The organism is Janthinobacterium sp. Mn2066, from assembly GCF_049319705.1.
Lineage (GTDB): Bacteria > Pseudomonadota > Gammaproteobacteria > Burkholderiales > Burkholderiaceae_D > Janthinobacterium.
This window is the reverse complement of the sequence record NZ_JBMOUF010000003.1, coordinates 185,828-209,671: the sequence shown is the minus strand read 5'-3', so window position 1 is coordinate 209,671 and position 23,844 is coordinate 185,828. Positions and strand designations below refer to the sequence as shown.

General features: G+C 58.2%; 20 protein-coding genes and 1 tRNA gene. 11 read left to right on the top strand and 10 right to left on the bottom strand.

The window, feature by feature from the left end:
* Positions 1-4 precede the first annotated feature (4 nt).
* The gene (locus ACL9RI_RS07245; RefSeq protein ID WP_422725907.1) at positions 5-790 is read right to left on the bottom strand and encodes a helix-turn-helix domain-containing protein; all 786 of its coding nucleotides are present in this window, start codon (positions 788-790) and stop codon (positions 5-7) included.
* Between the two features lie 276 nt (positions 791-1,066).
* Between ACL9RI_RS07245 and ACL9RI_RS07240 the strand changes: the two genes are divergently transcribed.
* A complete protein-coding gene (locus tag ACL9RI_RS07240) occupies positions 1,067-1,975 on the top strand; it encodes a DMT family transporter (protein WP_422725906.1) in 909 nt (302 codons plus the stop codon).
* Here the strand turns inward: ACL9RI_RS07240 and ACL9RI_RS07235 are convergent.
* Positions 1,959-3,014: a porin gene (locus tag ACL9RI_RS07235; RefSeq protein WP_422725905.1), complete on the bottom strand. Its 1,056-nt coding sequence runs from the start codon at positions 3,012-3,014 to the stop codon at positions 1,959-1,961. The genes ACL9RI_RS07240 and ACL9RI_RS07235 overlap by 17 nt on opposite strands.
* 72 nt (positions 3,015-3,086) lie before the next feature.
* The gene (locus ACL9RI_RS07230) at positions 3,087-4,382 is read right to left on the bottom strand and encodes a hypothetical protein (RefSeq protein WP_422725904.1); all 1,296 of its coding nucleotides are present in this window, start codon (positions 4,380-4,382) and stop codon (positions 3,087-3,089) included.
* 124 nt (positions 4,383-4,506) lie between these two features.
* On the opposite strand from ACL9RI_RS07230, the gene ACL9RI_RS07225 reads away from it, so the two are divergent.
* Positions 4,507-5,430 carry a LysR family transcriptional regulator gene (locus ACL9RI_RS07225; RefSeq protein ID WP_422725903.1) on the top strand — a complete coding sequence of 308 codons (924 nt, stop codon included), beginning with the start codon at positions 4,507-4,509 and terminating at the stop codon, positions 5,428-5,430.
* Positions 5,427-6,632, top strand: coding sequence for a cation:dicarboxylate symporter family transporter (locus ACL9RI_RS07220; protein ID WP_422725902.1), 1,206 nt, complete (start codon positions 5,427-5,429; stop codon positions 6,630-6,632). Before ACL9RI_RS07225 ends, ACL9RI_RS07220 begins: the two co-directional genes overlap by 4 nt.
* A gap of 56 nt (positions 6,633-6,688) precedes the next feature.
* Here ACL9RI_RS07220 and ACL9RI_RS07215 read toward each other — a convergent pair whose 3' ends face one another.
* Complete coding sequence (locus ACL9RI_RS07215) at positions 6,689-9,475, bottom strand: M16 family metallopeptidase (RefSeq protein ID WP_422725901.1); 2,787 nt, start codon at positions 9,473-9,475, stop codon at positions 6,689-6,691.
* A gap of 182 nt (positions 9,476-9,657) precedes the next feature.
* On the opposite strand from ACL9RI_RS07215, the gene ACL9RI_RS07210 reads away from it, so the two are divergent.
* Both ACL9RI_RS07210 and ACL9RI_RS07205 read left to right on the top strand, forming a co-directional pair.
* Positions 9,658-10,620 carry a LysR family transcriptional regulator gene (locus tag ACL9RI_RS07210; RefSeq protein WP_422725900.1) on the top strand — a complete coding sequence of 321 codons (963 nt, stop codon included), beginning with the start codon at positions 9,658-9,660 and terminating at the stop codon, positions 10,618-10,620.
* A gap of 159 nt (positions 10,621-10,779) precedes the next feature.
* The gene (locus ACL9RI_RS07205; protein WP_422725899.1) at positions 10,780-12,066 is read left to right on the top strand and encodes a Glu/Leu/Phe/Val family dehydrogenase; all 1,287 of its coding nucleotides are present in this window, start codon (positions 10,780-10,782) and stop codon (positions 12,064-12,066) included.
* A gap of 109 nt (positions 12,067-12,175) precedes the next feature.
* Here the strand turns inward: ACL9RI_RS07205 and galE are convergent, their stop codons facing one another.
* Together galE and trmB are read right to left on the bottom strand one after the other, a co-directional pair.
* The gene (gene galE, locus ACL9RI_RS07200; protein WP_422725898.1) at positions 12,176-13,195 is read right to left on the bottom strand and encodes a UDP-glucose 4-epimerase GalE; all 1,020 of its coding nucleotides are present in this window, start codon (positions 13,193-13,195) and stop codon (positions 12,176-12,178) included.
* 78 nt (positions 13,196-13,273) lie between these two features.
* On the bottom strand, positions 13,274-13,954 hold the full coding sequence (trmB, locus tag ACL9RI_RS07195; RefSeq protein ID WP_422726132.1) for a tRNA (guanosine(46)-N7)-methyltransferase TrmB: 681 nt from the start codon (positions 13,952-13,954) through the stop codon (positions 13,274-13,276).
* 383 nt (positions 13,955-14,337) lie between these two features.
* Here trmB and ACL9RI_RS07190 point away from each other — a divergent pair, with 383 nt between their 5' ends.
* A complete protein-coding gene (locus ACL9RI_RS07190) occupies positions 14,338-15,321 on the top strand; it encodes an NPP1 family protein (protein WP_422725897.1) in 984 nt (327 codons plus the stop codon).
* 153 nt (positions 15,322-15,474) lie between these two features.
* Here ACL9RI_RS07190 and ACL9RI_RS07185 read toward each other — a convergent pair whose 3' ends face one another.
* From ACL9RI_RS07185 to ACL9RI_RS07170, 4 genes are all read right to left on the bottom strand, one after another.
* Positions 15,475-15,717 carry an HNH endonuclease signature motif containing protein gene (locus tag ACL9RI_RS07185; RefSeq protein ID WP_422725896.1) on the bottom strand — a complete coding sequence of 81 codons (243 nt, stop codon included), beginning with the start codon at positions 15,715-15,717 and terminating at the stop codon, positions 15,475-15,477.
* Positions 15,718-15,798: 81 nt separating this feature from the next.
* A complete protein-coding gene (locus ACL9RI_RS07180; protein ID WP_422726131.1) occupies positions 15,799-16,134 on the bottom strand; it encodes a group II intron maturase-specific domain-containing protein in 336 nt (111 codons plus the stop codon).
* 56 nt (positions 16,135-16,190) lie between these two features.
* Positions 16,191-17,135 (bottom strand): reverse transcriptase domain-containing protein, encoded by a 945-nt coding sequence (locus tag ACL9RI_RS07175; RefSeq protein ID WP_422725895.1) that lies wholly within the window; start codon positions 17,133-17,135, stop codon positions 16,191-16,193.
* A 17-nt stretch (positions 17,136-17,152) separates the two neighbouring features.
* Positions 17,153-17,226, bottom strand: a tRNA-Gly gene (locus ACL9RI_RS07170).
* A gap of 306 nt (positions 17,227-17,532) precedes the next feature.
* On the opposite strand from ACL9RI_RS07170, the gene ACL9RI_RS07165 reads away from it, so the two are divergent.
* The 5 genes from ACL9RI_RS07165 (at position 17,533) to ACL9RI_RS07145 (ending at position 23,612) form a co-directional block, all read left to right on the top strand.
* On the top strand, positions 17,533-17,781 hold the full coding sequence (locus tag ACL9RI_RS07165) for a hypothetical protein (protein ID WP_422725894.1): 249 nt from the start codon (positions 17,533-17,535) through the stop codon (positions 17,779-17,781).
* A 568-nt stretch (positions 17,782-18,349) separates the two neighbouring features.
* The gene (locus ACL9RI_RS07160; RefSeq protein WP_422725893.1) at positions 18,350-19,768 is read left to right on the top strand and encodes a mannose-1-phosphate guanylyltransferase/mannose-6-phosphate isomerase; all 1,419 of its coding nucleotides are present in this window, start codon (positions 18,350-18,352) and stop codon (positions 19,766-19,768) included.
* Between the two features lie 79 nt (positions 19,769-19,847).
* On the top strand, positions 19,848-21,311 hold the full coding sequence (wbaP, locus tag ACL9RI_RS07155) for an undecaprenyl-phosphate galactose phosphotransferase WbaP (RefSeq protein WP_422725892.1): 1,464 nt from the start codon (positions 19,848-19,850) through the stop codon (positions 21,309-21,311).
* Between the two features lie 194 nt (positions 21,312-21,505).
* Positions 21,506-22,750: a hypothetical protein gene (locus ACL9RI_RS07150; RefSeq protein WP_422725891.1), complete on the top strand. Its 1,245-nt coding sequence runs from the start codon at positions 21,506-21,508 to the stop codon at positions 22,748-22,750.
* A complete protein-coding gene (locus ACL9RI_RS07145; RefSeq protein WP_422725890.1) occupies positions 22,740-23,612 on the top strand; it encodes a glycosyltransferase in 873 nt (290 codons plus the stop codon). Before ACL9RI_RS07150 ends, ACL9RI_RS07145 begins: the two co-directional genes overlap by 11 nt.
* The last annotated feature ends 232 nt before the right edge of the window (positions 23,613-23,844 follow it).

Genomic DNA, 23,844 nt, shown 5'->3' with positions numbered 1-23,844 from the left:
CCCCTCAGGCCAGCAGCCATTGCCGGTAACGCCCTGCGGGTACGCCGGTGGCGGCGCGGAAGCGGTGGCTGAAATGGCTGGTGTCGGCGTAGCCGCAGGCGTCGGCCACCTGCTGCAGCGGCAAGCTGGTGGTTTTCAGCAGATGGCGTGCGCGGTCGATGCGGCGCTGGGCGATCCAGCTTGAGGGCGGCATGCCGAACGACACATGGAACATGCGCGCCAGGTGAAATTCGGACAGGCAGGCCACTTGCGCCAGCATCCCCAGGGTCAGCTTGCGCGCCAGTTCGGCCTCGATGAATTCGGCCAGGCGGCGGCGCACGGCCGGCGCCAGCCCGCCGCTGATGCGCGCCTGGCGCTGCGGCACGGCTTGCGAACGCAGTAATTCACTCAAGGTGTCATGCGTGACTTCATTGGCCCGCAACGCGGCATCCGGGCCATGCCACGGCATCTCGCTCAAGGCGCGGCACAGGCTGACGATGCGCGGATGCTCGAAATAGGTCCGGTCGGCCAGGGTCAGGCAGCGCGGTTCGCGGTCCAGCTCCACCACCGCGCGCCGCGTGAAATGCTCGGGCAAGAAATAAATATGCAACATGCGCACAGTGCCCCGCAATAGCCAGCGCGACTCATGCCAGTCAGGCAAGGCGCACAGCAGTTGCGGCGCACCGTGCGCGCCGGGTTCCTCGCGGCGTTCGGTGCCGTAGCCGCCCCCCAGGTAAAACGACAAGGTATGGTGGCCGGGCTGGATATACGCGGTTTGCGAGTGTTCGCTACAGCGATCCCATATCGCCATTGCAAGATTATCTCCGAGTAAAGCATAGCGTTCCAGCCGCGCCTCGGTCTGCGCCATGGTATGAAATACCTTGTGCGCAATATCGGCGGTGGGCGGGCTGCAGGCAGCTGGCATGGGTCGGGCGGACATCGTGTGATCGCAGAGTGATATTGGTACCGAAAAGCTTAACACGGCCGTATGCCAGGCGCCGGCCGGGCCGCAGAAGACCGCAAGCACAGACAATCGGCCGCCAGCGCCATCGGCCATGCTGTGGTTTTTCCCACCGGGTCGCCGAACATGAACCTCTTTCTTTACCTCCTCACCGTGCTGATATGGGGCACCACCTGGCTCGCCATCGCCTTCCAGCTCGGCGCGGTGCCGGCGCCGGTATCGGTCGCCTACCGCTTCTGGCTGGCGTCGGCGCTGCTGATGCTGATCCTGGCCGTACTGCGCAAGCCGCTGTGGCCGCCACGCCAGGCTTGGCGCTACCTGCTGGCGCAAGGCTTTGGCATGTTTTGCTGTAATTTCCTGTGCTCGTATTACGCCACCAAATGGGTGCCGAGCGGATTGGTGGCGGTCGTGTATTCCACTGCACCGATCTGGAGTGCGCTCAGCGGAAAAGTCTTCATGGGCCGCCAGATCCATCCGCAGATCATGCTTGGCGGGCTGTTGGGACTGGTTGGCATCGCCTTGCTGTCGTTGCCGCAAATGCGTGGCCACTGGCACGATGGCGGCATGCTGCTGGGCCTGGGGCTGGCATTGCTGGGCACGCTATTCTTTTCCACCGGCAGCCTGCTGTCGAGCCACATGCAAACGCTGGGCTTGACGCCGTGGATGACCAATGCATGGGCCATGCTGATCGGCGCCAGCATCGTCGGACTGGGCGCGCTGCTGCTCGGTATGCCGTTCACGCTGCCAGCCAATAGCCGCTACCTGGGCGCCCTGCTGTACCTCGCGCTACCTGGCTCGGTGATCGGCTTTACCGCCTACCTGCTGCTGGTCGGCCGCATCGGCCCGGACCGCGCCGCCTATTCGGCAGTGTTATTCCCGGTAGTGGCGCTGACGGTGTCGACCATCTTTGAAGGCTATGTCTGGACCCCGCCCGCTTTCGCGGGCCTGGCCCTGGTGATTATCGGCAACCTGCTGGCCTTCCTGCCAGGAAGACCAGCCCGCGCCCTGCAGACACCCGTTAAAACATGTGCATGATGCCGGCTGAAGTACCCGTCTGGCCGCGCTGGTTCAAGCGCGTGGTGCCGCCGGTGGCAAAGCCGCCATCAAACTTGTTGCGGTCGATTTCGGCGTACAGCACGGTGCGTTTCGACAGGTCGTAGCGCACGCCCAGCATGTACAGATCCTTCTTGCCGTCGCCGGCGGCCACCGTGGCGCTGGCCTTGCGGTTATGTACCTTGTTGCCATACCAGGCGCCCGTCACGTTGAAGCGCTCGCTGATCTTGTAGCTCAGGCCAGTCCAGCGCCAGGTCGCACGGTCGTCGCGGGGCACGATGGTGGCCTGTTTTTCATCGACATACCCGAGCGACAGCGTCACCGCTCCAAACGCATAGGCGCCACCCGCCGCGACGTGACTGTAATCCTTGTAGATAGGCGCGGCCGTGGTGCCGACGTTTTCCTTCGATGTCGTGTACGAGGCGCCCAGCTTCAGCGGGCCCCTGGCATACACGGCGCCGACGGCCTTGGCCGTGCCGCTGCTGCTGTCGCCCGCCACTTCGCCGGCCGCATACTCGGCGCGCACGGTGAATTCATTGAAACGGCCCGTGTATTGCACGTCATTGCTGTGGCGGATGCCAGCCGTCGACGACAGCGCGTAGGTGATGCTCGGGTAGCGGTAGACGAAGGGGTCGAAAGCGAGGATGGTTTTATACGCCACCGTGTATTGGCGGCCCAGGTCGATGGCGCCCCACGCGTTTTCCAGGCCGACGCGCGCCTCGCGCTGGAATAGCGCGCCGGTGGTGTTGTTCAGGGCCCCGGTGGCCGTATTAAAACCCGACTCCAGCAGGAAGTTGGCCTTCAGGCCACCGCCCAGGTCTTCCGTGCCCTTGAAGCCCAGCCGGTTGGAACGGAAGGTGCCGTTCGATCCCATCGTCACTACGCTGTCGCCAGCCTGGTTGACGTTGGTCTTGTTGCGCAGGCCGGCGTCGACCGAACCGTAAATCTCTACGTTCGATTGGGCCAGCACGAGGCCGGGCAAACCGCCCAGCAGGGCGATGCCGATGATTGCATGTTTCATGTTGTCTCCTGTGTTTTTATGGTGCTGCCGAGGGCCTATGGCTGGCCCTTTCGTGCAACGGTTTGTGACGCTTTATTTACGTGGATTGACTCTCGAAAAAAGGGATTGAGGAACGAAACCGGTCTTGATATGGCAGCCGCCGCCAAACTGCTGAGACTGTTTGACGCAGTCCGCCGCGATGCTGTCGGGCGTCGGCTTTTTGCCGTTGCCGATCCACGCCGACAAGCTGTCGAACACCGCCGCATACTCGGCGTCGGCCAGCTTGCTGTGATCGTGTTCATCGCTGAATACCTGCACCAGCTTGTCGCCATGGCCGGCCTGCCGCAGCAGATTGCGGTATTCGCTTTCATACTCGACCAGCGCCGTCGGATCATCGATCGCGTGCAGGCTGATGGCCGGTACATTCAAGGTGCCAGCCATGTCGGAATCCTGGGCCAGGTCCGCCACCGCCTGCGGGTCGGCGTCGAAACGCTGTACGCCGCGGTTGAGCGCCGCATCGTCATGCGAACCGTGGTACACCACGCCGCGGTTCGAGAAGGGATTGCGGCCGCCCAGCACGCGCTGGACCAGGTCCCGGAAGGTGAACGTGGCCCAGTTCAGGTGCGACACCAGGGTGCGCTCGGGAATCCGGATCACGCCCAGGATATCGTCCAGCTTGCGCTGCTGCTGCGCCGTGCGGCTGGCCGCCGGCAAGGCCACGCCCGTGCACTCGTTGACCCGCGCCGCCAGATCTTTCGATTTCAGCGTTGAATCAGCCGGCAGGCCCATCCACAGCGGGTATTGCGGCTCGTCCGGACGCGGGTGATTGCCGCAGTAATACTGGTAGACGGCGCGCAGATCGGCGCGGTGCAGGTAATTCAGGCTGCCACCGGCGAGCATGCCATTGGTCAGCACCATGCCGTCATACTGCTTGCCATACAGCTCGATGCCCTTGGCCGCCACATTGCCGCCCCACGACTGGCCGTGCAGGATGCTGCGCGCAGGCTGGCCAAAGCGCGCGACAAAAATCTGGCGCAGGTTTTCGGTATCCTCGGCCGCCATGCGCACGCCATAGCCGGGCCGGCGATAGGTGGAACCGGCCCAGGCATAACCCTGGCGCACGGTGACGGCAAAGCGCTGCAAGTCTTCGATATTGCTCTCTTGCGTGATGGCCGACAGGCGCGGTCCGCCATGGCTGTGCATGATCAGGGTGTGGTTCCACTGTTTCGGCATCGCGATCCAGTAAAAAGCGCCGTTCGCATCCTGCCCCTTGTAGCACTGCGCCACCGGGTCCAGGCCGGCCGGGCAGGAAGCCGCCGTTTGCGCCATGACGGCCGATGCGCTGACGCTCAGCGCCATGCCGAGTGCCATACCAAAAATTCGTTTCATGCAGGTCTCCGATAAGTCTTTGATAAACATGGTAGGGAGTTTTAAACCTAATGTAAAATATCTTGACTCATGCATTCCCATACTAAAAAAATATAACGATGGGGTATAACCCCAAGAGACCATCATGGAACTGAGACACTTGCGTTACTTCGTCGTCGTCGCCGAAGAGGGCCACTTCACGCGCGCGGCGGAACGGCTCGGCATGCAGCAGCCGCCTTTGAGCCTGCAGATACGCGCACTGGAAAACGAACTGGGTTTTGAGCTGTTCCGGCGCCATCCGAAAGGCGCCGAACTGACGGCCGGCGGCCATGCTTTCCTGAAGGAGGCGCACGCCACGCTCGACGGCTTGCAGCAAGGCGCGGCGCGGGCGGCACAAGCGGCGCGCGGCGCAGCCGGCAAGCTGTCGATCGGCTTTACCAGTTCTGCCGCGGCCCACCCTTTGATCCCGAAAATCGTGCGCGCCTACCGCGCCGCATGGCCCGATGTCAGCCTCGATTTCACTGAAGACAATGCGGCGCAATTGAGCGAGGCAGTGGCGGCCGGCAAAGTCAATGTGGCCTTCCTGCGCCTGCCCGTCAGCCGCCCGCCGGGCGTGCTGTTCGCCCATTTGCAGGAAGAGGAAATGCTGCTGGTACTGCCCATCGGCCATCCCGCGCTGCCACCCAAGCGCAGCAAGAATGCTCCGGCCGTGGCGCTGTCCTCGCTAAAAAATGAGCCATTCATCCTGGTGCGCCGGCACGGCGCGCCGGGCATGTATTCGAACCTGATGGATGCCTGCCTGCGGGCCGGTTTCACGCCATCAAAGGTGATCGAAGTCGAACGCATGCTGACCAATATCAGCCTGGTCGCGGCCGGCGCCGGCGTGTCCGCTGTACCAGCATCGATGAAGGGTTTTCATGCCGACAGCGTGGTGTATTGCCGCATCGCCGATGCCGGTCCCGGTCTCAGTGCACCGCTGACGCTGGCCAGCCGCGAACATGATATTTCACCGGCCGCGCGCCACTTCATGGACTTGACGCGGCGCGTGCTGGCCGGTGAAGCTGCATGAAGCTGGCGACGCTGCGCAGCCCGTTTTTCCAGATTCTTGCGGCGATTGCCTGCGGTATCCTGTTCGGCCTGTGGCAGCCGCCGCTGGCAGTTGCCATGCACCCATTGGGCACCTTTTTCATCACCATCATCAAGGTGATGGTGGTGCCGCTGATTTTCCTTACCGTCAGCGGCGGCGTCGCCGGCATCGGCAAACTGAAGCAACTGGGACGTATCGGCATCAAGGCGCTGCTCTATTTCGAAGCCTTGTCGGCCCTGTCGCTGATGACAGGCATCGGCGCCGCGCTGCTGCTGCGCCCCGGCGTGGGTTTCCATATCGATGCCGGCATGCCGGCGCATGCCGCGCAGCCGCCGGCACTGTCTTTTGCCATCGCCGACGCGCTCACGCACAGCCCCTTGCTGCAGGCGCTGATGCTGGCGCTGGCCTGCGGCACCGTGCTGGCGCTGCTGGGGCGGCGCGGCCAGGCTCCCGCTCAACTATGCGAACGGGCTGCCCAGGCCTTGCTGGCCGCGCTCAAAATCGTCCTCAAGGCAGCGCCGCTGGCAGCCTTCGGCGCAGTCTCCTGGTCGGTCGGAAAATACGGCCTGATGTCGGTCACGCCGTTGCTCAAACTGCTGGCCGCGCTATACCTGGCAACGGCCGTATTCGTGCTGCTGGTGTTGGGCGCCATCACGCACGCCTGCGGTTTTTCCGTACTGCGTTTTATCACCTACATCAAGGAAGAATTACTGATCGTGTTCGGCACCGCATCGTCGATCACGGCAATGGCGCCCCTGATGGAAAAAATGGCGCGCGCGGGATGCCCTGCGCCGGTGACCAGCCTGGTGATACCGGCCGGTTACTCCTTCAATCTGAACGGCAGCAATATCTACCTGGGCCTGGCGCTGGTCTTCCTGGCGCAAGCACTGGATATTTCACTCAGTCCGGCCCACTTGCTGTCCATCGTGGCGCTGGCGATGGTCACCTCCAAGGGCGCCAGCGGGGTCGCCGGTTCCGCCTTTGTCGCGCTGGCGGCGACCCTGGCTGCAGTGCCGGAAATTCCGGCGTCCAGCCTGCTGTTCATCGTCGGCATCGAACGTTTGCTGAAATGCCGGCCGCTGGCCAACCTGACTGGCAATGGCGTGGCCTGCCTGGCGATCGCCGCGTGGGACCGGCAACTGGACCGCCGCAAACTGCGCGCCTGCAGGCTGGCACGGACATAAAAAAACGGCGCCTGAACTACCTCAGGCGCCGTTCTCGCTTCGGACTACAGCGGAACTTACTTCGAGGCTACCGGCACGCCATCGGCGTCGAGCACCGTGACTTCGCCCCAGCCCAAGTCGCGCACGCCCGCTTCGATCTTGCGCAAGTCGCCGATCACTACCCACACCAGGTCGTCCGGCTGCACGAATTTGGCTGCCGCCTGCGCCAGCTGCGCTTCATTCAACTGGCGCACCTTGGCCGAGTAGCCAGCCCAGTGATCGTCCGGCAAGCCCAGGTTCACGCTGGTCAGGGCAGCCGATTCCAGCGCTCCCAAGGTTTCGAAGCGGCCCGCCAGGCGGGCGCTCATATTGCGCATGATGCTGTTGAACTCTTCGCCTTGCAGCGGACGCTCGCCAGCGACGCCGCGGATTTCCTTCGCCACTTCCTGCATTGCTTCACGCGTCTTGTCGGTCTGCACGGGAGCGAGCACCAAAAAGGCGCGCTGGCCGCGCAGATTGGTCAGCTGGCCGCTGGTGCCATAGCTCCAGTGCTTGTCCAGGCGCAGGTTGCGGTTCAGGCGCGAAGTCGCCATGCCACCAAAGTTTTGCATCACCGGTTCGATCGCCAGGTCTTCTGCCTGTCCCTGCACCTGCGACAGCTGTGCGGCGACGATGGTCGATTGTGGCGCATCGGGTTTGTCGATCAGGAACACGCGCTTGCCTGCCGTACGGCCAGGCGCGCTGGCCGGCTTGGCCGGTGCGCTGCCGCCCTGCCAGTTGCCGAACGACGCTTCCAGCGCCGGCATCAACTGCGCCAGGGTGGTGTCGCCGGTGACGATCACGGTGGCGCTGCCTGGCTTGAACCAGGTGGCGTGCCACTGGGCCACGTCGGCGCGCGTCAAGCCTTGCACAGTGCCGGCATAGCCGGAAGCGGGACGACCATAGGCCTGCTCCTTGCCATACAAAATGCCCGGTACGATGCGCATGGCCAGGCTGGTGGGCTGGGCCTTTTCCTGGCCGATCTGCGCCAGGCGGCGCTGCTTCTGCTGCGCAAACAACTCCTCGCCAAAGGCCGGATGCAGGGCGGCGTCCGCCATCAGGCCCAGCGACGGCGCCAGGTTGGCGGCCGTCGATTGCAGGCGCAGCAGGGACATGTCAGGCGTGGTGCCGGCGCTCAGGTTGGCGCCCAGCGATTCGAGCGCATCGGACAACTGGAAGGCGTTGCGCGTGCGCGTGCCCTTGTCGAGCATATCCATCGCCAGCGAAGCAGTGCCTGCCCTGGCGGCACTGTCAGAGGCGCTGCCGGCATCAAGCGCCAGGGTGACATTGACGATCGGCGCCGTGTGCCGCTGCAGCAGCACCACTTTCACGCCATTTTTCAGCTGCGCGTGCTCGATGGCGGGGAAAGCCACATCGGGCGGCGTGCCCAGGGCCGGCAGCAGCTTGCGGTCCAGCGTGGATTTTTCTGCGGCCAATGGTGCAAACGGCTTGACGGTCAGGGTATGGCTGTAAGCGTTGAGCCAGGCAGCGCCAGCGCGCCGCACCTGCTCGGGTGTGGCCTTGGAGCGCGCTTCCAGCTGGTCCAGATAGGCTTCCGGCGTGGCGCCGAAAGTGGCGTTCTCAGACAACAGGTTGGCACGGTGGCCCAGGCGCTCATTGGCCCGCGCGACAGCGGCAAAGCCGCTCGTCTTGGCACGCGCCAGTTCGTCCGCCGTTGGCCCCTCTTTCAGCAATTGCTGCAATACCTGATCCATCTCGCGCTCGACGTCAAGCGGCGCCACGCCCGGCTTGACGGTCACGATAATACTGAAGGTGCCGGCGATCTGGTTTTCATCGACACCCGCATTGACGGCCGTGGCCAGGCCTTTTTCAAATACCAGGCGGCGGTTCAGGCGCGCGCTTTTCGAGCCGGCCAGCACATCGGCGAACAGCGACAGGGCCGGAATCGACGGATCACCAAAGGCTGGCGCGTGGTAGCTGCGGTAGATGCGCGCCTGCGGCACGCGGTCTTCCATCTCGCTGCGGATATTGCTGTCCAGGCGGGGAATCCAGGTCTGCGTGCGCGGCAGCGGCGGACCCGGTGGAATCGCACCGAAGTACTGGTTCACCAGCGCCAGCGCGCGCTCGGGCGTGATGTCGCCAGCCAGCGAAATGACGGCGTTATTCGGGCCATAGAAGGTGCGGTACCACTGCTTGATATCGTCCAGCGAGGCTGCATTCAGGTCGTCCATGCTGCCGATGGTCGACCAGGAATACGGGTGCGAATACGGATACATCTGGGCGCTGATTTCTTGCCATACGCGCCCGTACGGCTGATTCTCGCCCTGGCGTTTTTCATTTTGCACTACGCCACGCTCGCGTTCGAGCATCTCTTTCGAAATGTAGTTGCCGAGGTAGCCCATGCGGTCCGATTCCAGGTACAAGGTGCGCTCCAGCGCCGAGACGGGGACGTCTTCATAGAAATTGGTGCGGTCGCCGTTGGTGGTGCCATTGCGGTTGTTCGCGCCCAGGTCATCCATCGCTTCGCGGAAGCCGTGCGGATAGTTTTCCGAACCGTTGAAGAAAAAGTGTTCAAACAGGTGCGCAAAGCCCGTCTTGCCGCGCTGCTCGTTGCGCGAACCGACGTGGTACCACAGGTTCACGGCCACTACCGGCACGCTGTGGTCTTCATGCACGATCAGGGTCAAGCCATTCTTGAGCACGAATTTCTGCTGCCTGATCTCGAAGGCGCTGCGCTGGAACGGCACATTGGCCGTCGCCACCGCACCGGGTTTGGCTGGCGCGGCTGGCGTGGCGGCGTGCAGGGGCGCGGCCATGTGCGCGAGCGCGGCCACGACGAAGGACAACAACAATTTCTGTTTCATTGAACACCTGAAAAATAGGACGATGGAAGGAGCCGGACTCGCGGCACAGGCAGGCGCTAGCCGCGAAGTGAAATATTTTGCCAGATTTTCCATGACAAACAATTATTTATTTCATTTAGGAAATTTTCTAATCAGTCATTAGTCCACTTTGCATTTGCGTCCAAAAACGGTACGATCCTGCGATGGAAACCAAATGGCTGGAAGACTTCATTTCACTCGCTGAAACGCATAATTTCAGCCGCTCGGCGGCCCTGCGCCATGTCACCCAGCCCGCTTTCTCGCGCCGCATCCAGTCGCTGGAAAACTGGCTCGGCATCGACCTGGTCGACCGCACTTCGTATCCCACGCGACTGACGCCAGCCGGCGCCGTGTTTTACGAGCAGGCACTGGAAATGCTGGGGCAGATCAACGGCGTGCGGGCGCTGTTGCGCGGCAAGCGCGCAGCCACGCAAACCAGCGTCGATTTCGCCGTGCCGCATACCCTGTCGCTGACCTTCATGCCGAAGTGGCTGACAGCGCTGGAACAAGGTTTTGCGCCGATCAACAGCCGCTTGATGGCCTTGAACGTGCACGATGCGGTGCTGCAGCTGGTCGATGGCGGCTGCGACCTGCTGCTGTGCTATCACCATCCGCGCCAGCCGGTGCAGCTCGATCCGGGCCGCTACGACATGCTGGTGATGGGCCGCGAGACCCTGCGCGCGTATGCCCGCTGCGGCCAGGACCGGGTGCCCGATTTCGTCTTGCCCGGCACCGCCAGGGATCCGTTGCCTTTTCTGTCGTACACCAGCAACGCCTACCTGGGACGCATGGTGGAATTGCTGGTGGCCGACGCCAAGACACCGCTATTTCTCGACACCTGCTACGAAACGGATATGGCCGAAGGCTTGAAGATGATGGCGCTGGAAGGGCGCGGCATCGCCTTCTTGCCCGAATCGGCCGTCATGCGCGACGTGAAGTACAAGCACCTGGCGCGTGCCGACGGCGGTGAGCCGGGATGGGAAATCGAACTGGAAATCCGCTTGTACCGCGAACGCCCATCCGGCCTGCGCCCCGGCAAGCCGATTGTGGAAAGCCTGTGGCAATACCTGGTGCAATCCCAGGAAGGCAAGCCGCGTCGCCGCAAGCCACGCCCAGTCACAGCATAAATCTGCAAGCCTCCATAACTATGCAATAAATGCATAACCGGATGCGCACAAAGCATTGGCCGGGGCATGAGGTGATCGCCTACGATGCGGTTCCGCTGCGCGCAGCCCTATCTTTGCTGCGCCTCTAACGTATTCGTATTGTCCAGGAGCTTATCAAGCATGACCAGCAAGCACGCACTTCCTTCCTACCTGAATCCTGAAGACCTGGGCCCATGGGGCGTCTACCTCGAGCAGATCGACCGCGTTACGCCTTACCTGGGCAACCTGTCGCGCTGGGTAGAAACGCTGAAGCGCCCGAAGCGCATCCTGACGGTCGACGTGCCTATCGAGCGCGATGACGGCACCATTGCCCACTACGAAGGCTACCGCGTGCAGCACAATCTGTCGCGCGGCCCCGGTAAAGGCGGCGTGCGCTTCCACCAGGACGTGACCCTGTCGGAAGTGATGGCCCTGTCGGCCTGGATGACGGTCAAGAATGCAGCAGTCAACGTGCCATACGGCGGCGCCAAAGGCGGTATCCGTGTCGATCCGAAGACCCTGTCGCGCGGCGAACTGCAGCGCCTGACCCGCCGCTACACGAGCGAGATCAGCATGATCATCGGCCCAAACAAGGATATCCCGGCGCCGGACGTCAACACCAATGAACAGGTCATGGCGTGGATGATGGACAGCTACGCCATGATCGGCGGCAATATGTCGACCGGCGTGGTGACTGGCAAACCAATTTCGCTGGGCGGCAGCCTGGGTCGCCGCGATGCGACCGGCCGTGGCGTGTACGTGGTCGGTTGCGATGCTGCCGCCAAGGTTGGCATGGCGATCGAAGGCGCGAAAGTGATCGTGCAAGGTTTCGGCAATGTGGGCGGCGTAGCTGCACGCATGTTCGCTGAAGCCGGCGCAAAGATCGTCGCCGTACAAGATCATAAAACTACCGTGGTGCACGCTGGTGGCCTGGACATCCCGCGTTTGCTGGCCCACGTGGCTGAAGCAGGCAGCGTTGAAGGCTTCCCTGGCGCCGAGGCATTCCTGCCACGCGAAGATTTCTGGGGCATCGACAGCGACATCCTGATTCCGGCCGCGCTGGAACAGCAGATCACCGCCGAGCGCGCACATAAAATCCGCGCCAAGATTATCCTGGAAGGCGCCAACGGCCCGACCCTGCCAGCTGCCGACGACATCCTGACCGAGCGTGGCGTACTGATCGTGCCAGACGTGCTGGCCAACGCCGGCGGCGTGACCGTCAGCTACTTCGAGTGGGCGCAAAACTTCTCGAGCTTCTTCTGGACCGAAGAAGAGATCAACAGCCGCCTGACCCGCATCATGCGCGAAGCGTTCGACGCGGTATGGCAAGTGTCGCAAGAGAAGAAAGTATCGATGCGCACCGCTACCTTCATCCTGGCCTGCACGCGCGTACTGCAGGCGCGCGAAGTGCGCGGCTTATATCCATAATGATGGCTTGAAAAACTGCCCAGGATATTTCAGATATCCTGGGACGCTTCAAAAAAAATCCCGCTCACGATATCGTGAGCGGGATTTTTTTATGCGCGCCTGATGTGCATCAAACGGCATAACCTTGCGGGTTCTGGTGCTGCCAGCGCCAGTGGTCGGCGCACATGTCATCGATATTCTTCTGTGCTTTCCAGCCCAGCAGTTCACGCGCCTGATCGGCCGAGGCGTAGCAGCTGGCAATATCGCCAGGGCGGCGCGGCACGATTTCGTAGGGTACGGTGCGGCCGCTGGCCGCCTCGAAGGCGCGCACGGTGTCGAGCACGCTGTAGCCATGGCCCGTGCCCAGATTGACGGTAAAACCACCGTCTTTGCTGAACAAGCGGTTCAAGGCGGCCACATGGCCCAGCGCCAGGTCGACCACGTGGATGTAGTCACGCACACCGGTGCCGTCCGGCGTCGGATAGTCGTTGCCAAACACGGCCAGGCGCTCGCGGCGGCCCACGGCTACCTGCGCGATGAAGGGCATCAGGTTGTTCGGGATGCCGGCAGGGTCTTCACCGATCAAACCGCTGGCATGTGCGCCCACAGGATTGAAGTAGCGCAATACGCCCATTTGCCATTGGGCATCGGCACGCACGAGATCGGCCAGGATCTGCTCGACCATCAGCTTGGAGCGGCCATACGGGTTGGTCACCGATAAGCGCGAGGTCTCCAGGATGGGCAAGGCTTCCGGGTCGCCATACACGGTCGCCGACGAACTGAAGACAAAACGCTTCACATTCGCAGCGGCCAGCACTTCCAGCAAGGCCACGGTACCCGTCACGTTGTTATCCATATACATCAATGGCTGCGCTACCGATTCACCGACCGCCTTCAGGCCAGCGAAATGGATCACCGCATCGATAGCATGCTCACGCAGCACCTGGGCCATGGCTGCGCGGTCGCGCACATCGGCTTCATAAAAAGGCATGCTCTTGCCGGCGATACGTTCGATGCGATTGACCGCTTCACGCGCACTGTTGCACAGATTGTCCACCGCAACGACATCATAGCCGGCCGCCAGCAATTCGACACAGGTATGCGAACCAATAAAACCGGACGCGCCGGTTACGAGTATCTTCTTGGGCATTATTTCAATCAATACAAAAAAATCAAGCTTAATCGAATTGCGCAGGCTTGCCAAGCAAGCAGGCTGCGATTGGAATCGTTACTTTTTGATGAATACCAGATCCCATACGCCGTGGCCCAGTTTCAGGCCGCGGTTTTCGAACTTGGTCAGCGGACGGTAGGCCGGCTGTGGCGCGTAGCCGTCGGCACTGTTTTGCAGCTGCGGCTCGGCGCTCAGCACTTCCAGCATCTGCACGGCGTAGTCTTCCCAGTCGGTAGCGCAATGCAGGTAGCCGCCTGGCGCCAAACGGTCGGTCAGCTGCTTGACGAACGGTGACTGGATCAGGCGGCGCTTGTTATGGCGCGCCTTGTGCCAGGGATCGGGGAAAAACACGTGGATGCCGGCCAGCGAGTTGGCAGGAATCATATGCGTGAGCACTTCCACGGCATCGTGCTGCAGCAGGCGCAGATTCGTCAGCGATTCCTCGCCGATCAGTTTCAGCAGGCTGCCCACGCCGGGCGTATGCACTTCCACGCCGATGAAATCCTTTTCCGGCATGGCCTTGGCGATATGCGCGGTCGTCGCGCCCATGCCAAAGCCGATTTCCAGGATCACGGGCGCCTTGCGGCCAAATACCTGTTCAAAATCCATCGATTCCTTGGCAAACGGCAGCAGGAATTGCGGCCCCAGCGTTTCAAGCGCGCGCGCCTGCGCCACGGACAAGCGCCCTGCGCGGGTAACGAAACTGCGGATGCGGTGTTCGGTCGGATCGTACATCATCGGCCGCACCGGGCCGTTTGCTGGGGTATCAGAAGACATGGAAATGAAGAAAACGTACAGGATAAGAAAAAGCCGTGCAGCGCGCCTCGGTAAACTGCCAGTGGTGCGCCATCGCGCGTACCAAGCTGGAGAGGCGCCGCACAGGCGCAGGCTGCATTATAACAGCCACATTATTGCGCCAGCCGCCTCGGTGCCTCCCGCAAAACCTGTTGCGCAGGTCCGGCCTTGTATTTTTTCGGCATGGTTTCATCCATGTCAACAGATTGTCATATACGCATTGTAATATCAGCTTGTTATTGTTTCCTCTGGGAATTATTTCGCCTGCTTTACGCCAGCGCTACAGGGCGCGGCACTTATACAGAAGATCATACAAAGGATATATGATGAACAAGACTTTCGCATCCCGCCGCTGCAATCTTCCCCGCTTGCTGAAAAACACCTTGGCGGCCCTCCCGCTATCGCTGCTGGCGCTGCACGCGATGGACGTGCGCGCGGATGAACTTCCACGCTGGGATACGGCCATCACGAAGTACAATGAAAAACAGGTGCGCAACTTCCATCCGGTATTCGATTTCGACTCGGATGGCTGCTATCCGGCGACCCCGTTCGACCGCAATGCGAATTTGCGCCAGAATCCGGGCCGCAACGCTACCGCCTCGCTGTCGGGCAACTGCCAATATAGCCACTGGGGCGTGTACGCCAACACGATACACCGTCAGTTGTGCAAGGCAACGGATGAAGGCGGTAACCAGGTCGAGCGTTGCGCACACCTTTACGAGCTGTACTTCGAGAAAGACCAGGCCGTCGGCTTGACCTTCCTGGGCGGCCACCGCCATGACGTGGAAACGGTCATCGTGTGGACCGGCAAGATCAATGGTCAGGGCGACTTTATCTCCCACACCAGCGTCAGCGCCCACGGCAAGTTCACCACCAGGCGGCTGGACGAGATCCTGAACCAGTGGGGACACCCGATGGTCGTCTACCACAAGGACGGCGCCGGCACCCACGCCTTCCGCTTCGCCAATGCCCAGGACAAAGCCAAAGTGGAATTCCTCGGCAACTGGGGCGAATTCTATGCACCCGACATCATCAGCCACTACAGCGCGCTGCCATCCTGGGACAACGATGAATGGACACGCTACCAGGCCAACCGCAACTACCGGCTGACCCTGGAAGGCTCCAACTTCGGCAGCGCCAGCTTCAAGACGCGCAATGACGGCGAAATCCTGAACAACGCCAACAGCGCGATCCCCCGCAACGACCCGTTCTGGCAAAATTTCTCGTTCTCGTTTGACGATGTGTGGGCGACGCGGGCGAAAGAATTCCAGGCCAATTATCCGCAGAATTATCAGCAGATCAGGGAGTAAACAGGCAGGGAAACGTCAGGAGACTGGAGCGGGTGAAGGGAATCGAACCCTCGTCGTAAGTTGGGTAAGGGGATGACCTCGCGGCCATCCCCTCCCCTAAGAACCGTACGTGCAAGTTTCCCTGCATACGGCTCAAGCAATCCATCAGTGCCACTATTTGAACATAGAGATACCGGCAGGACCGAGCTTCTCTCCAACGTGAAACTGCATATGGCAGTTCGGATGCAACAACGCCAGGTTGGTCAGCTTGTCCGATCCACGTTCAGATCGCTTGACGATATGGTGCAGATGCCATCCCGTCTCACGTGTAATCTTCTGTTCGCATACCGGGCATAAACCTTCCTGCCACCACCACAACCATCGCAGCTTGCGCCGCCCCTCCAGAGTCTTATCCATCCGCCATGCAAGCCGTTTGGAGAAGTAGTTATCATCCTTTGGGTCATATGGATTTGCTTCGCTGTTGATCTTGGCGTGAATCTACTTCGCATACCCACTCAAGACTGGCAGCAGCTTATCCTTGTCGGCGAAATACCAATCACGTCCTTTTACGCACCTGAAGTAGCGCTTCTTAATCCACTTCTTCCCCTTATTAGGGTGGCGTCTGCACGCCCAGCGCCACAACGCTTGCCAAATTTGATGGCCACATTTTGCAAACGTACGGGTTGAGTTTTGACTCCGATGATAGTTGGCCCATCCCCTGACAACTGGTGTGAGTTTTTCTATCACCTCAACCTGTGCTACACCCTGTCGTGTTCTCAGAAACTCCCGAATCTTGTCCAGGAACGCCTTCTGGTTTTTCTTGGAAGGTTGCACCAGCAGCCCTCTATCAAAATACCTGACGTCCCACCCGAGGAAATCGAAGCCATCGTTCACATGCGTAACTCCGGTTTTCCTCTCCGAAAGAACAAGCCCTCTGGTGGCAAGAATTTTTCCACCAAAGGTTTGACTACATCTTCCAACAACTCTTTCGAGCTGCCGGTAATAATGAAGTCATCCGCGTACCGCACCAGATTGACCTTCGCAGCCCTCGCTTCCCTCATAGTCCGAAACAAAGAGGTCAGTTCGTTTTGCAGCCCATGGAAGGTTAGGTTGGCCAACACTGGGGAAATGATGCCTCCCTGCGGAGTGCCGGCTTGCGTCGGGAATAATCTTCCCATCTCGACGAACCCTGCTTTCAGCCATTTTTGAAGAACGCCTTTGTCCATGCAGACATTGGCAATCAACCAGTCATGACTGATATTGTCGAAGCTGCCTTTGATATCCCCTTCGAGAATCCACTTCGGAGACACGTCACGGCTCAGTATATTTCGTACTTGGCCGATGGCATCCGCCGTCGATCGTTCCCGTCTAAAACCATATGAATGAGGATCGCCGACTGTTTCGGCTATGGGGTCCAGCGCTAACAGATGCAGCGCTTGCATAGCCCGATCACGCATGATGGGAATGCCCAAGGGGCGTCGTTCACCATTACTTTTCGGGATATAAATGCGACGTAGTGGCAGAGGCTTGTATCCTTGATACCAAGACTTTCTACCGCCTGCCATTTTCTGGGGTGCTCCAGGCCTGTTATCCACACCGGGAGTTTTTCGGCCACGATTCTCCGTTACCCTCCTCACAGCCAGAACTTTCGCTCCAGTGGATTTGGTCAGGAGTCTGTGCAGGGAGCGAACCGTCCGCCATTCACCTGCCTTTGCTGCCTTCGTAATGCCTGCTTGCAGCCTCGCGACAGTCTGATAAACCTTGATCCACGAAACGTCGTGCCAAGCTTTCCAGCCTGTGGAGGCAATATCACAATCGAGCTGACTTGCGTCCATATCAACCTCCGGTCGATTGGAGCGGGTGAAGGGGATCGAACCCTCGTCTTAGGTTTGGGAAACCTATGCTCTACCATTGAGCTACACCCGCGATCAGCGCATTTTACGCGGGTTGGCGACGACTTGGCAAACTTGCACCCATACCATCAGCGCACGATGGAAGCGTGCTCATGGTCATCAGAGGCCGCTGTATTGGACTGGCGTTCCAGGCGATGTGTTAACCTTGAACAACATATCCGTAAGAAAACATAAAATTTGCTTTAAGATAGAGTTGGATCATTGCTAATTTGCCTTATGAACTGTGTGACGCAGACTTACATGAAAAATGTTGTTACAATCGTGTACCAGTTTCATAAGTTTCAATTATTCCCTCTGTTCAACCAAAAAAGGATATTCCATGAAGAAAATTCTGATCGCTTCGGCAATCCTCTGCTTCGCTTCGGCACAAGCATTTGCTCAATCGGCTCCAGCTCCTGCCGCAGCTGCACCAGCAACTGGCACCGCCGCTGCAGGCGCAGCAGCTGGTACCACCGTTGCCGGCCTGAGCGTTAGCACCCTGATCGCTATCGGCGCTGCTGTAGCAGTGGTAGCAGGTGCTGCAAGCTCGGATTCGACCACCGCGCACGCTACCCCAAGCCATCATTAATCCTTAGCTGCCTTGGCAGCGACGGATAAGCCTGACGCCAGCTTGTTTACAAGCCTGACGTGAAGGTTTGATGAACGAAGAGAGTTCACTCTCACGTCCATGATAAAAGCCCCTTTTCAACTTATTGAAAAATGGGCTTTTATTTTTTAATGTGTGTAACGCATACTATTTTTCGTGTTTCTTGCGATGGTCTGATGAGAAACAATCGATCGTCCTTGTCAATTGCTAGTTGCGGTAGCACAGTTGCGCATGGCACCAAACAGGGGATCGATCACTTGACACTACCCCGTATCACAGACAGCATCAAAATTTCCTGGAGTTAGCTCGCAGGCAATATAGTCATTTTAGTATCACTGTTAACTGTATGTTGCTTTTTTGAGAGAAGTTCTCGTGCTCTGATGAAGATAACTACCAAGCAAATTACAATGTTCACCATCGTCACAAAAACACGCATTAAATCGCTTTTCAACGCTCATCTTTTTCAAATTAATAAATTTCGTTGTTAATTTTTAAAAATTTATCACTGCATTTTTTGTAAATTTGTTTTAATTTTCATATCGAATCATAGATGAATATTTCGCTAGTGCCAGTTATTCTTTGCGGCGGTTCCGGCACACGCTTGTGGCCTCTGTCCCGCGAAGCTTTCCCCAAACAATTTTTACGTTTGTCTGGCAAAGACAGCATGTTGCAGCAAACGCTACAGCGACTGACTGGTATTGCCGCACTTGCACCGGCCCTGCTCGTATGCAACGAATCGTCGCGTTTTATTGTTGCAGAACAACTGCGCGAAATCGGCATGAGCAATGCACGCATGCTGCTCGAACCAGTGCGCCGCAATACGGCGCCGGCCATCGCCACGGCAGCGTTGCAGGCGATGGAAAACGGCGACGATCCGGTATTGCTGGTATTGCCTTCAGACCATGTGATTCTGGATACGCCAGCGTTTCACCACGCTATCAGCCTGGCTCGTCATGCAGCAGAACAAGGAAAATTGCTCACTTTCGGTATTACGCCAACCGGACCTGAAACAGGCTATGGATATATCCGCGCAGAGGACGGTGAGGCTGGCCAGGTCCAGCGTATTATAGAGTTTGTTGAAAAACCGGCACTGGCGCTGGCTGAACAATACCTTGCCAGCGGCGATTACTTCTGGAACAGCGGCATGTTCCTGTTCCGCGCCAGCCGCTACCTGGAAGAGCTCGAACGCTTTCAGCCGGCTGTCGTCGCAGCCTGCCGTGATGCACTGGCAAAAGCAAAGAGCGACCTCGACTTCATCCGCCTGGATCACGATGCATATGCTGCCAGCCCTGACATCGCCGTCGACTACGCCGTCATGGAACGTACTGGCGACGCAGCGACTATAGCGCTGAACGCTGGCTGGAATGATATTGGTTCTTGGGCAGCCGTTTTCGATGTGGCAACAAAAGACGCCGATAACAATAGCGTCCAAGGCGATGTGTTACTGCAGGATTGCAACGATTGCCTGGTGCATGGCAACAGCCGTTTAGTGACCGCCATCGGCATGCGCAATACCGTCATCGTGGAAACCGCTGATGCTGTACTGGTCATGGATGCAGATCAGGCACAGCATACCAAGTCTCTCGTTGCACAGCTGATCAATCAAGAGCGCAATGAAGCCACCATGCACCGCGAAGTCTTCCGCCCATGGGGTTCGTACGACTCAATCGGCAATGGCGAGCGCTTCCAGGTCAAGCGCATCACCGTCAAACCAGGCGCCAAACTATCGCTGCAAATGCATCATCATCGCGCCGAGCATTGGATCGTCGTTTCGGGTACAGCCCAGATCACTAACGGCGACAAGGAATATCTGCTGACGGAAAACCAATCCACCTATATTCCCTTGGGCGTAGTGCACTCGCTGGCCAACCCTGGCAAAGTAGCACTGGAACTGATTGAAATTCAATCGGGCAGCTATCTGGGCGAGGACGATATCGTGCGGTTTGAAGACCGTTACGGTAGGGTTTAAGCAAGCGGCTAAGAGGTCTGGCTTTGCCAGCTCCCTTGGTTACATACTGAATGAAGTTTATAAGGTTTAGCAAGTCATCATGAAACCCGTCGAAGGCATTTTTGTACAAGAGGTCAAATGGTATTGCAGCAGCGTAGCAGAAAAGTATTTTCTGACGATTGCTGATGCAACGGCGCTATTCGCCGTATTCTGGCTAGCCGGAGCAGTAGCGCTGCATCGTAGTGAGTTGAACACCTGGGGCCTCGACAACTCACGTTTCCTGAGCTTTTTCCTGCTTTCGCTGGTGACCTTGGCCCTCTTCAAACTGAAGGGCCATCATGCCAAGCGCCGCCCCTACTCCAACGAAATCAGGGAGGTGCTCAAAATCGTGCTGATCATGGGCCTGATTGACGCCTCCCTGCTTTTCCTCGGCAAACGCAACTCTTCGCGTGCCGCACTCCTGATGACGTGGCTGCTGGCGCCTTGCTTTGTTCTGCTCTTGCGAGGCATGGTCAAATTCCTGCTATTGAAAGTGGGAGGCTGGATACGCCCGATGGTCATCATCGGTTGGGGCGACAATGCCTTGCAAACTGCACTTGCATTCGACGAAGAGGCATTGATGGGCTATCGTTTGATCGCTTTTTTGATTCCTGATGGACAGGAACGCTTCGAGCATCAATATCTGAACCGCAGTAAACAGGCCGTTCCCTGCATTTCTCTTGGGCCGGATCCTGAGTTAACGTTGAAAGCGCTGGGTGATCCCCATGCAGTAGTCGCCTTGGAACAAGGCGGCATCGATGCCTATCAAGGCATGATCCAGCAAGTGAGCCGACGCGTCGCCAACATGCAAGTGGTACCTGCCGTACGCGGCTTGCCACTCTATGGCATGGAGGTCAACCATTTCTTCACACACGAAGTGCTGCTGCTGACCATGCGCAATAACCTGGCGCGGCCGGGATTGCAACTAATCAAACGCTGCTTCGATTTGACGACATCCATTGCCGTGCTGATTGTCGGCTCTCCTGTGCTGCTGTGGATCGCTGCGAAAGTACTGGCATCAGGCCGCCCTATCTTCTACGGCCACAAGCGCGTAGGCCAGAATGGCAAGCATTTCCTGTGCTATAAATTCCGTACCATGGCCGTCAATGCTGACATACTGCTGAAAGAATTACTGGAACGCGATCCGCAGGCACGCGCCGAATGGGATCGTGATTTCAAACTGAAAAACGATCCCCGCATCACGTCTATCGGCCACTTCCTGCGCCGTACCAGCCTGGATGAATTACCACAGCTATGGAACGTGCTAAAAGGTGAAATGAGCCTGGTTGGGCCACGCCCGATTGTCGATGCCGAACTCGAACGTTATGGCAATCAGGTCGATTACTATCTGGAAGCAAAACCAGGCGTCACCGGTTTATGGCAAGTCAGCGGCCGAAATGACGTCAGCTACGATACCCGCGTCTATCTCGACGCCTGGTATGTCAAGAACTGGTCGCTGTTCAATGATATCGTTATCCTACTCAAAACGGTCAAGGTGATTTTCAAAAAAGACGGCGCCTATTAAGCATGACGATGTATGGCAGGAGAGCAGGTGTTCTGCAGACTCCTGCCGTAACATGCCAGCCATGCAGGCTGAACCAGCATCTGCCGATGAGTGTTACACACCGAAATACACATTTTGCAGCAACGTTGCCGGCTTCCAGAGTCCTGCGCGTGTATCTCCGTGGAATAATCCAAAAGCAAAAAGTGAATAACTGAGTGATTAATAAATTCCTTGCAAAAGCCAAACTGCTTAAACTAATACTGATGCGCGTCGTCGCAACAGGTTTGGCCCTCACCATCAGCATTGTCGTGGTGCGTGAGTTGCCTTTGGAACAGGTCGGACTATATTATCTTTACGTCACCTTGTCTTATCTGGCCAATGCGCTGATTTTCGTTGGTGCGGATTACAACCTGCAAAGACTGCTGCATGACCTGTCTGAAAAAAAATCCATCAATCTGCGCGAACTGTTCAAATATTTTTCATTGGTACTGATACCTGGCTTTCTGCTGGTATTTGCATTTGGCACGGCCTATATGTATGCGACCAGCGGAACCGGCCTGATCGTTGGTCTTGCCTGCGCATCGCTTGCCAGCATGACCTTCCTGTCCGCCTTGATGCGCAATCTCTTGCAATTGGCAGGCATGGCGACCAAATCGGCAATAGTCAATTTATTTGAACAGATGATGCGCTTGGGCATCACTATGCTGGTGATCAAGGCCGGATTTCATACGGGTGAGAGCATCATTGTTGCCAATTCGATTGGTGCGATGCTCGCGGCGGCATCGGGTCTCGGGCTGATCTACCACTTCACCACACGCGATAAAGGTGTCTACTTTTTCGGTTACACTAAACTCATCAAAAACATCATTCCCATCGGTTCGTCCGGCCTGATGAACTGGATGCAATTACAGGGTTATCGTCCCTATGTGAATTATGCCTTCCAGCGTCCGGACCTGATCGGCGCGGTATCCTTCCTGACCTCGCTGGGCAGCACGGCGGCCAACGCCTGCCTGGCGATTCTGGGACAGATCTGGATACCGAAGCAGTATGCCAGCCGTGGCGAGGCAACGCCGCGTTATTTCAAGATTGCCGTGGCCTGCATCATCGGCCTGGCGCTGGCATCGCTGCCGGCGGGCTGGGTCTTTCTGCATGCTACCAATCATCTCGATTTGATGCCCTATGTATTTTTGGTACCGGCTGGCGTCCTGGTCGAAGGCGGCAACACACTGATTGGCATTCATACCAATCATAGAAATGCGACCGGCCAGCCCTTGTGGATCATACCAATGGCGACCTTGGGGGGCATTATCGTTACCGCGCTTATCCTGATCTGCCCGATAGAGGCGAAAGCTTTGCCAATATTAATTGCTGCGGCCTTGATTTCTGGCCAACTCGCGATCCTGGCGATCATAGCCTCTCATAATATTTTCATCAAAAGGCGTCTTAGTGTTGAACAATAATATTACTGTATGCATTTTTGCTTACAATGAATCGGCGCGCGTCCTGCGATGCATCGACAATTTCAAAGATCTGTTCCCGATTATTGTTATCGATAATGACAGTACCGACGACATGCGCGAACGCCTGACAGCGGCCGGCCATCGTTATGTCACCATCAAGAATCCGGGATTCATCGAGACGCCCGATGTGATGGACAAGGTAGAGGCTGCGATTGATACCGACTACCTACTGATCGCTTCCGTCAGCGAATTCATACCGCTGGCACTGCTGCAACGTTATGCCAACGTCGCCAAAAACAATACGCACGACGTGGTGCGCGCATTCCGGGTCAGCGTCACTGCGGGGGAACCGATTCCGATCAGCGGCCAGCCGCGCAAGGGATTTCCGGGAGAATTACGCTTCTACAAAAAAGGCGCGGTCGACTATAGCGGCAATCAGGTACATGATCGCGGACGCATGGTGTGCGCTCCAGAAAGAGTGTTGAGCCTGGTGACCGACGAGTCCTGCCATTTCTATCAATTCCGCGACTATGATTGCGCTCGTACCGAGCGTACTCATGCCAACTACAATGACGTACTGGCAAAACAAAAATACGATGCGGGCACGCGCTTTTCATGGCTGAAAATGATTGCCCACTCCAGCAAACAGTTTTTGAACAGCTATGTCCGCTTTGGCAGCTGGCGCTTTGGCATGCTGGGGTTTCTGCATTCGTTCTATCGCTGGCACATGGAAATCGGCATCTGGCTGCGCATCTGGGAATGGGAGAACAATCTCTCGGGTCCTGGCGTCAAAGAGGCAAACAATACCCTGCGTACGCAATACGAAAAGAAACTTGCTGAAGAAAAGTTGGTGCTGAAATAAGTGTGCGCTTGCACGGCCTGACGATATCTCTCGCTCAGGCATTTTCAGGAATCACCAAAACGCCTGACACAACCGCAGAGAGCGGCAAGTCGTCGCGGCTGAGAACCGGAACCATGCAAATGCTCGCCGGGCGACTGGGACAGAAAGTACCGACACGCAGCAGAGGATGTCAGGCGCCATCAGCAGGGATAGTCACTCTGGCCGAATACCGACCAGCACGGTATCCCGACAT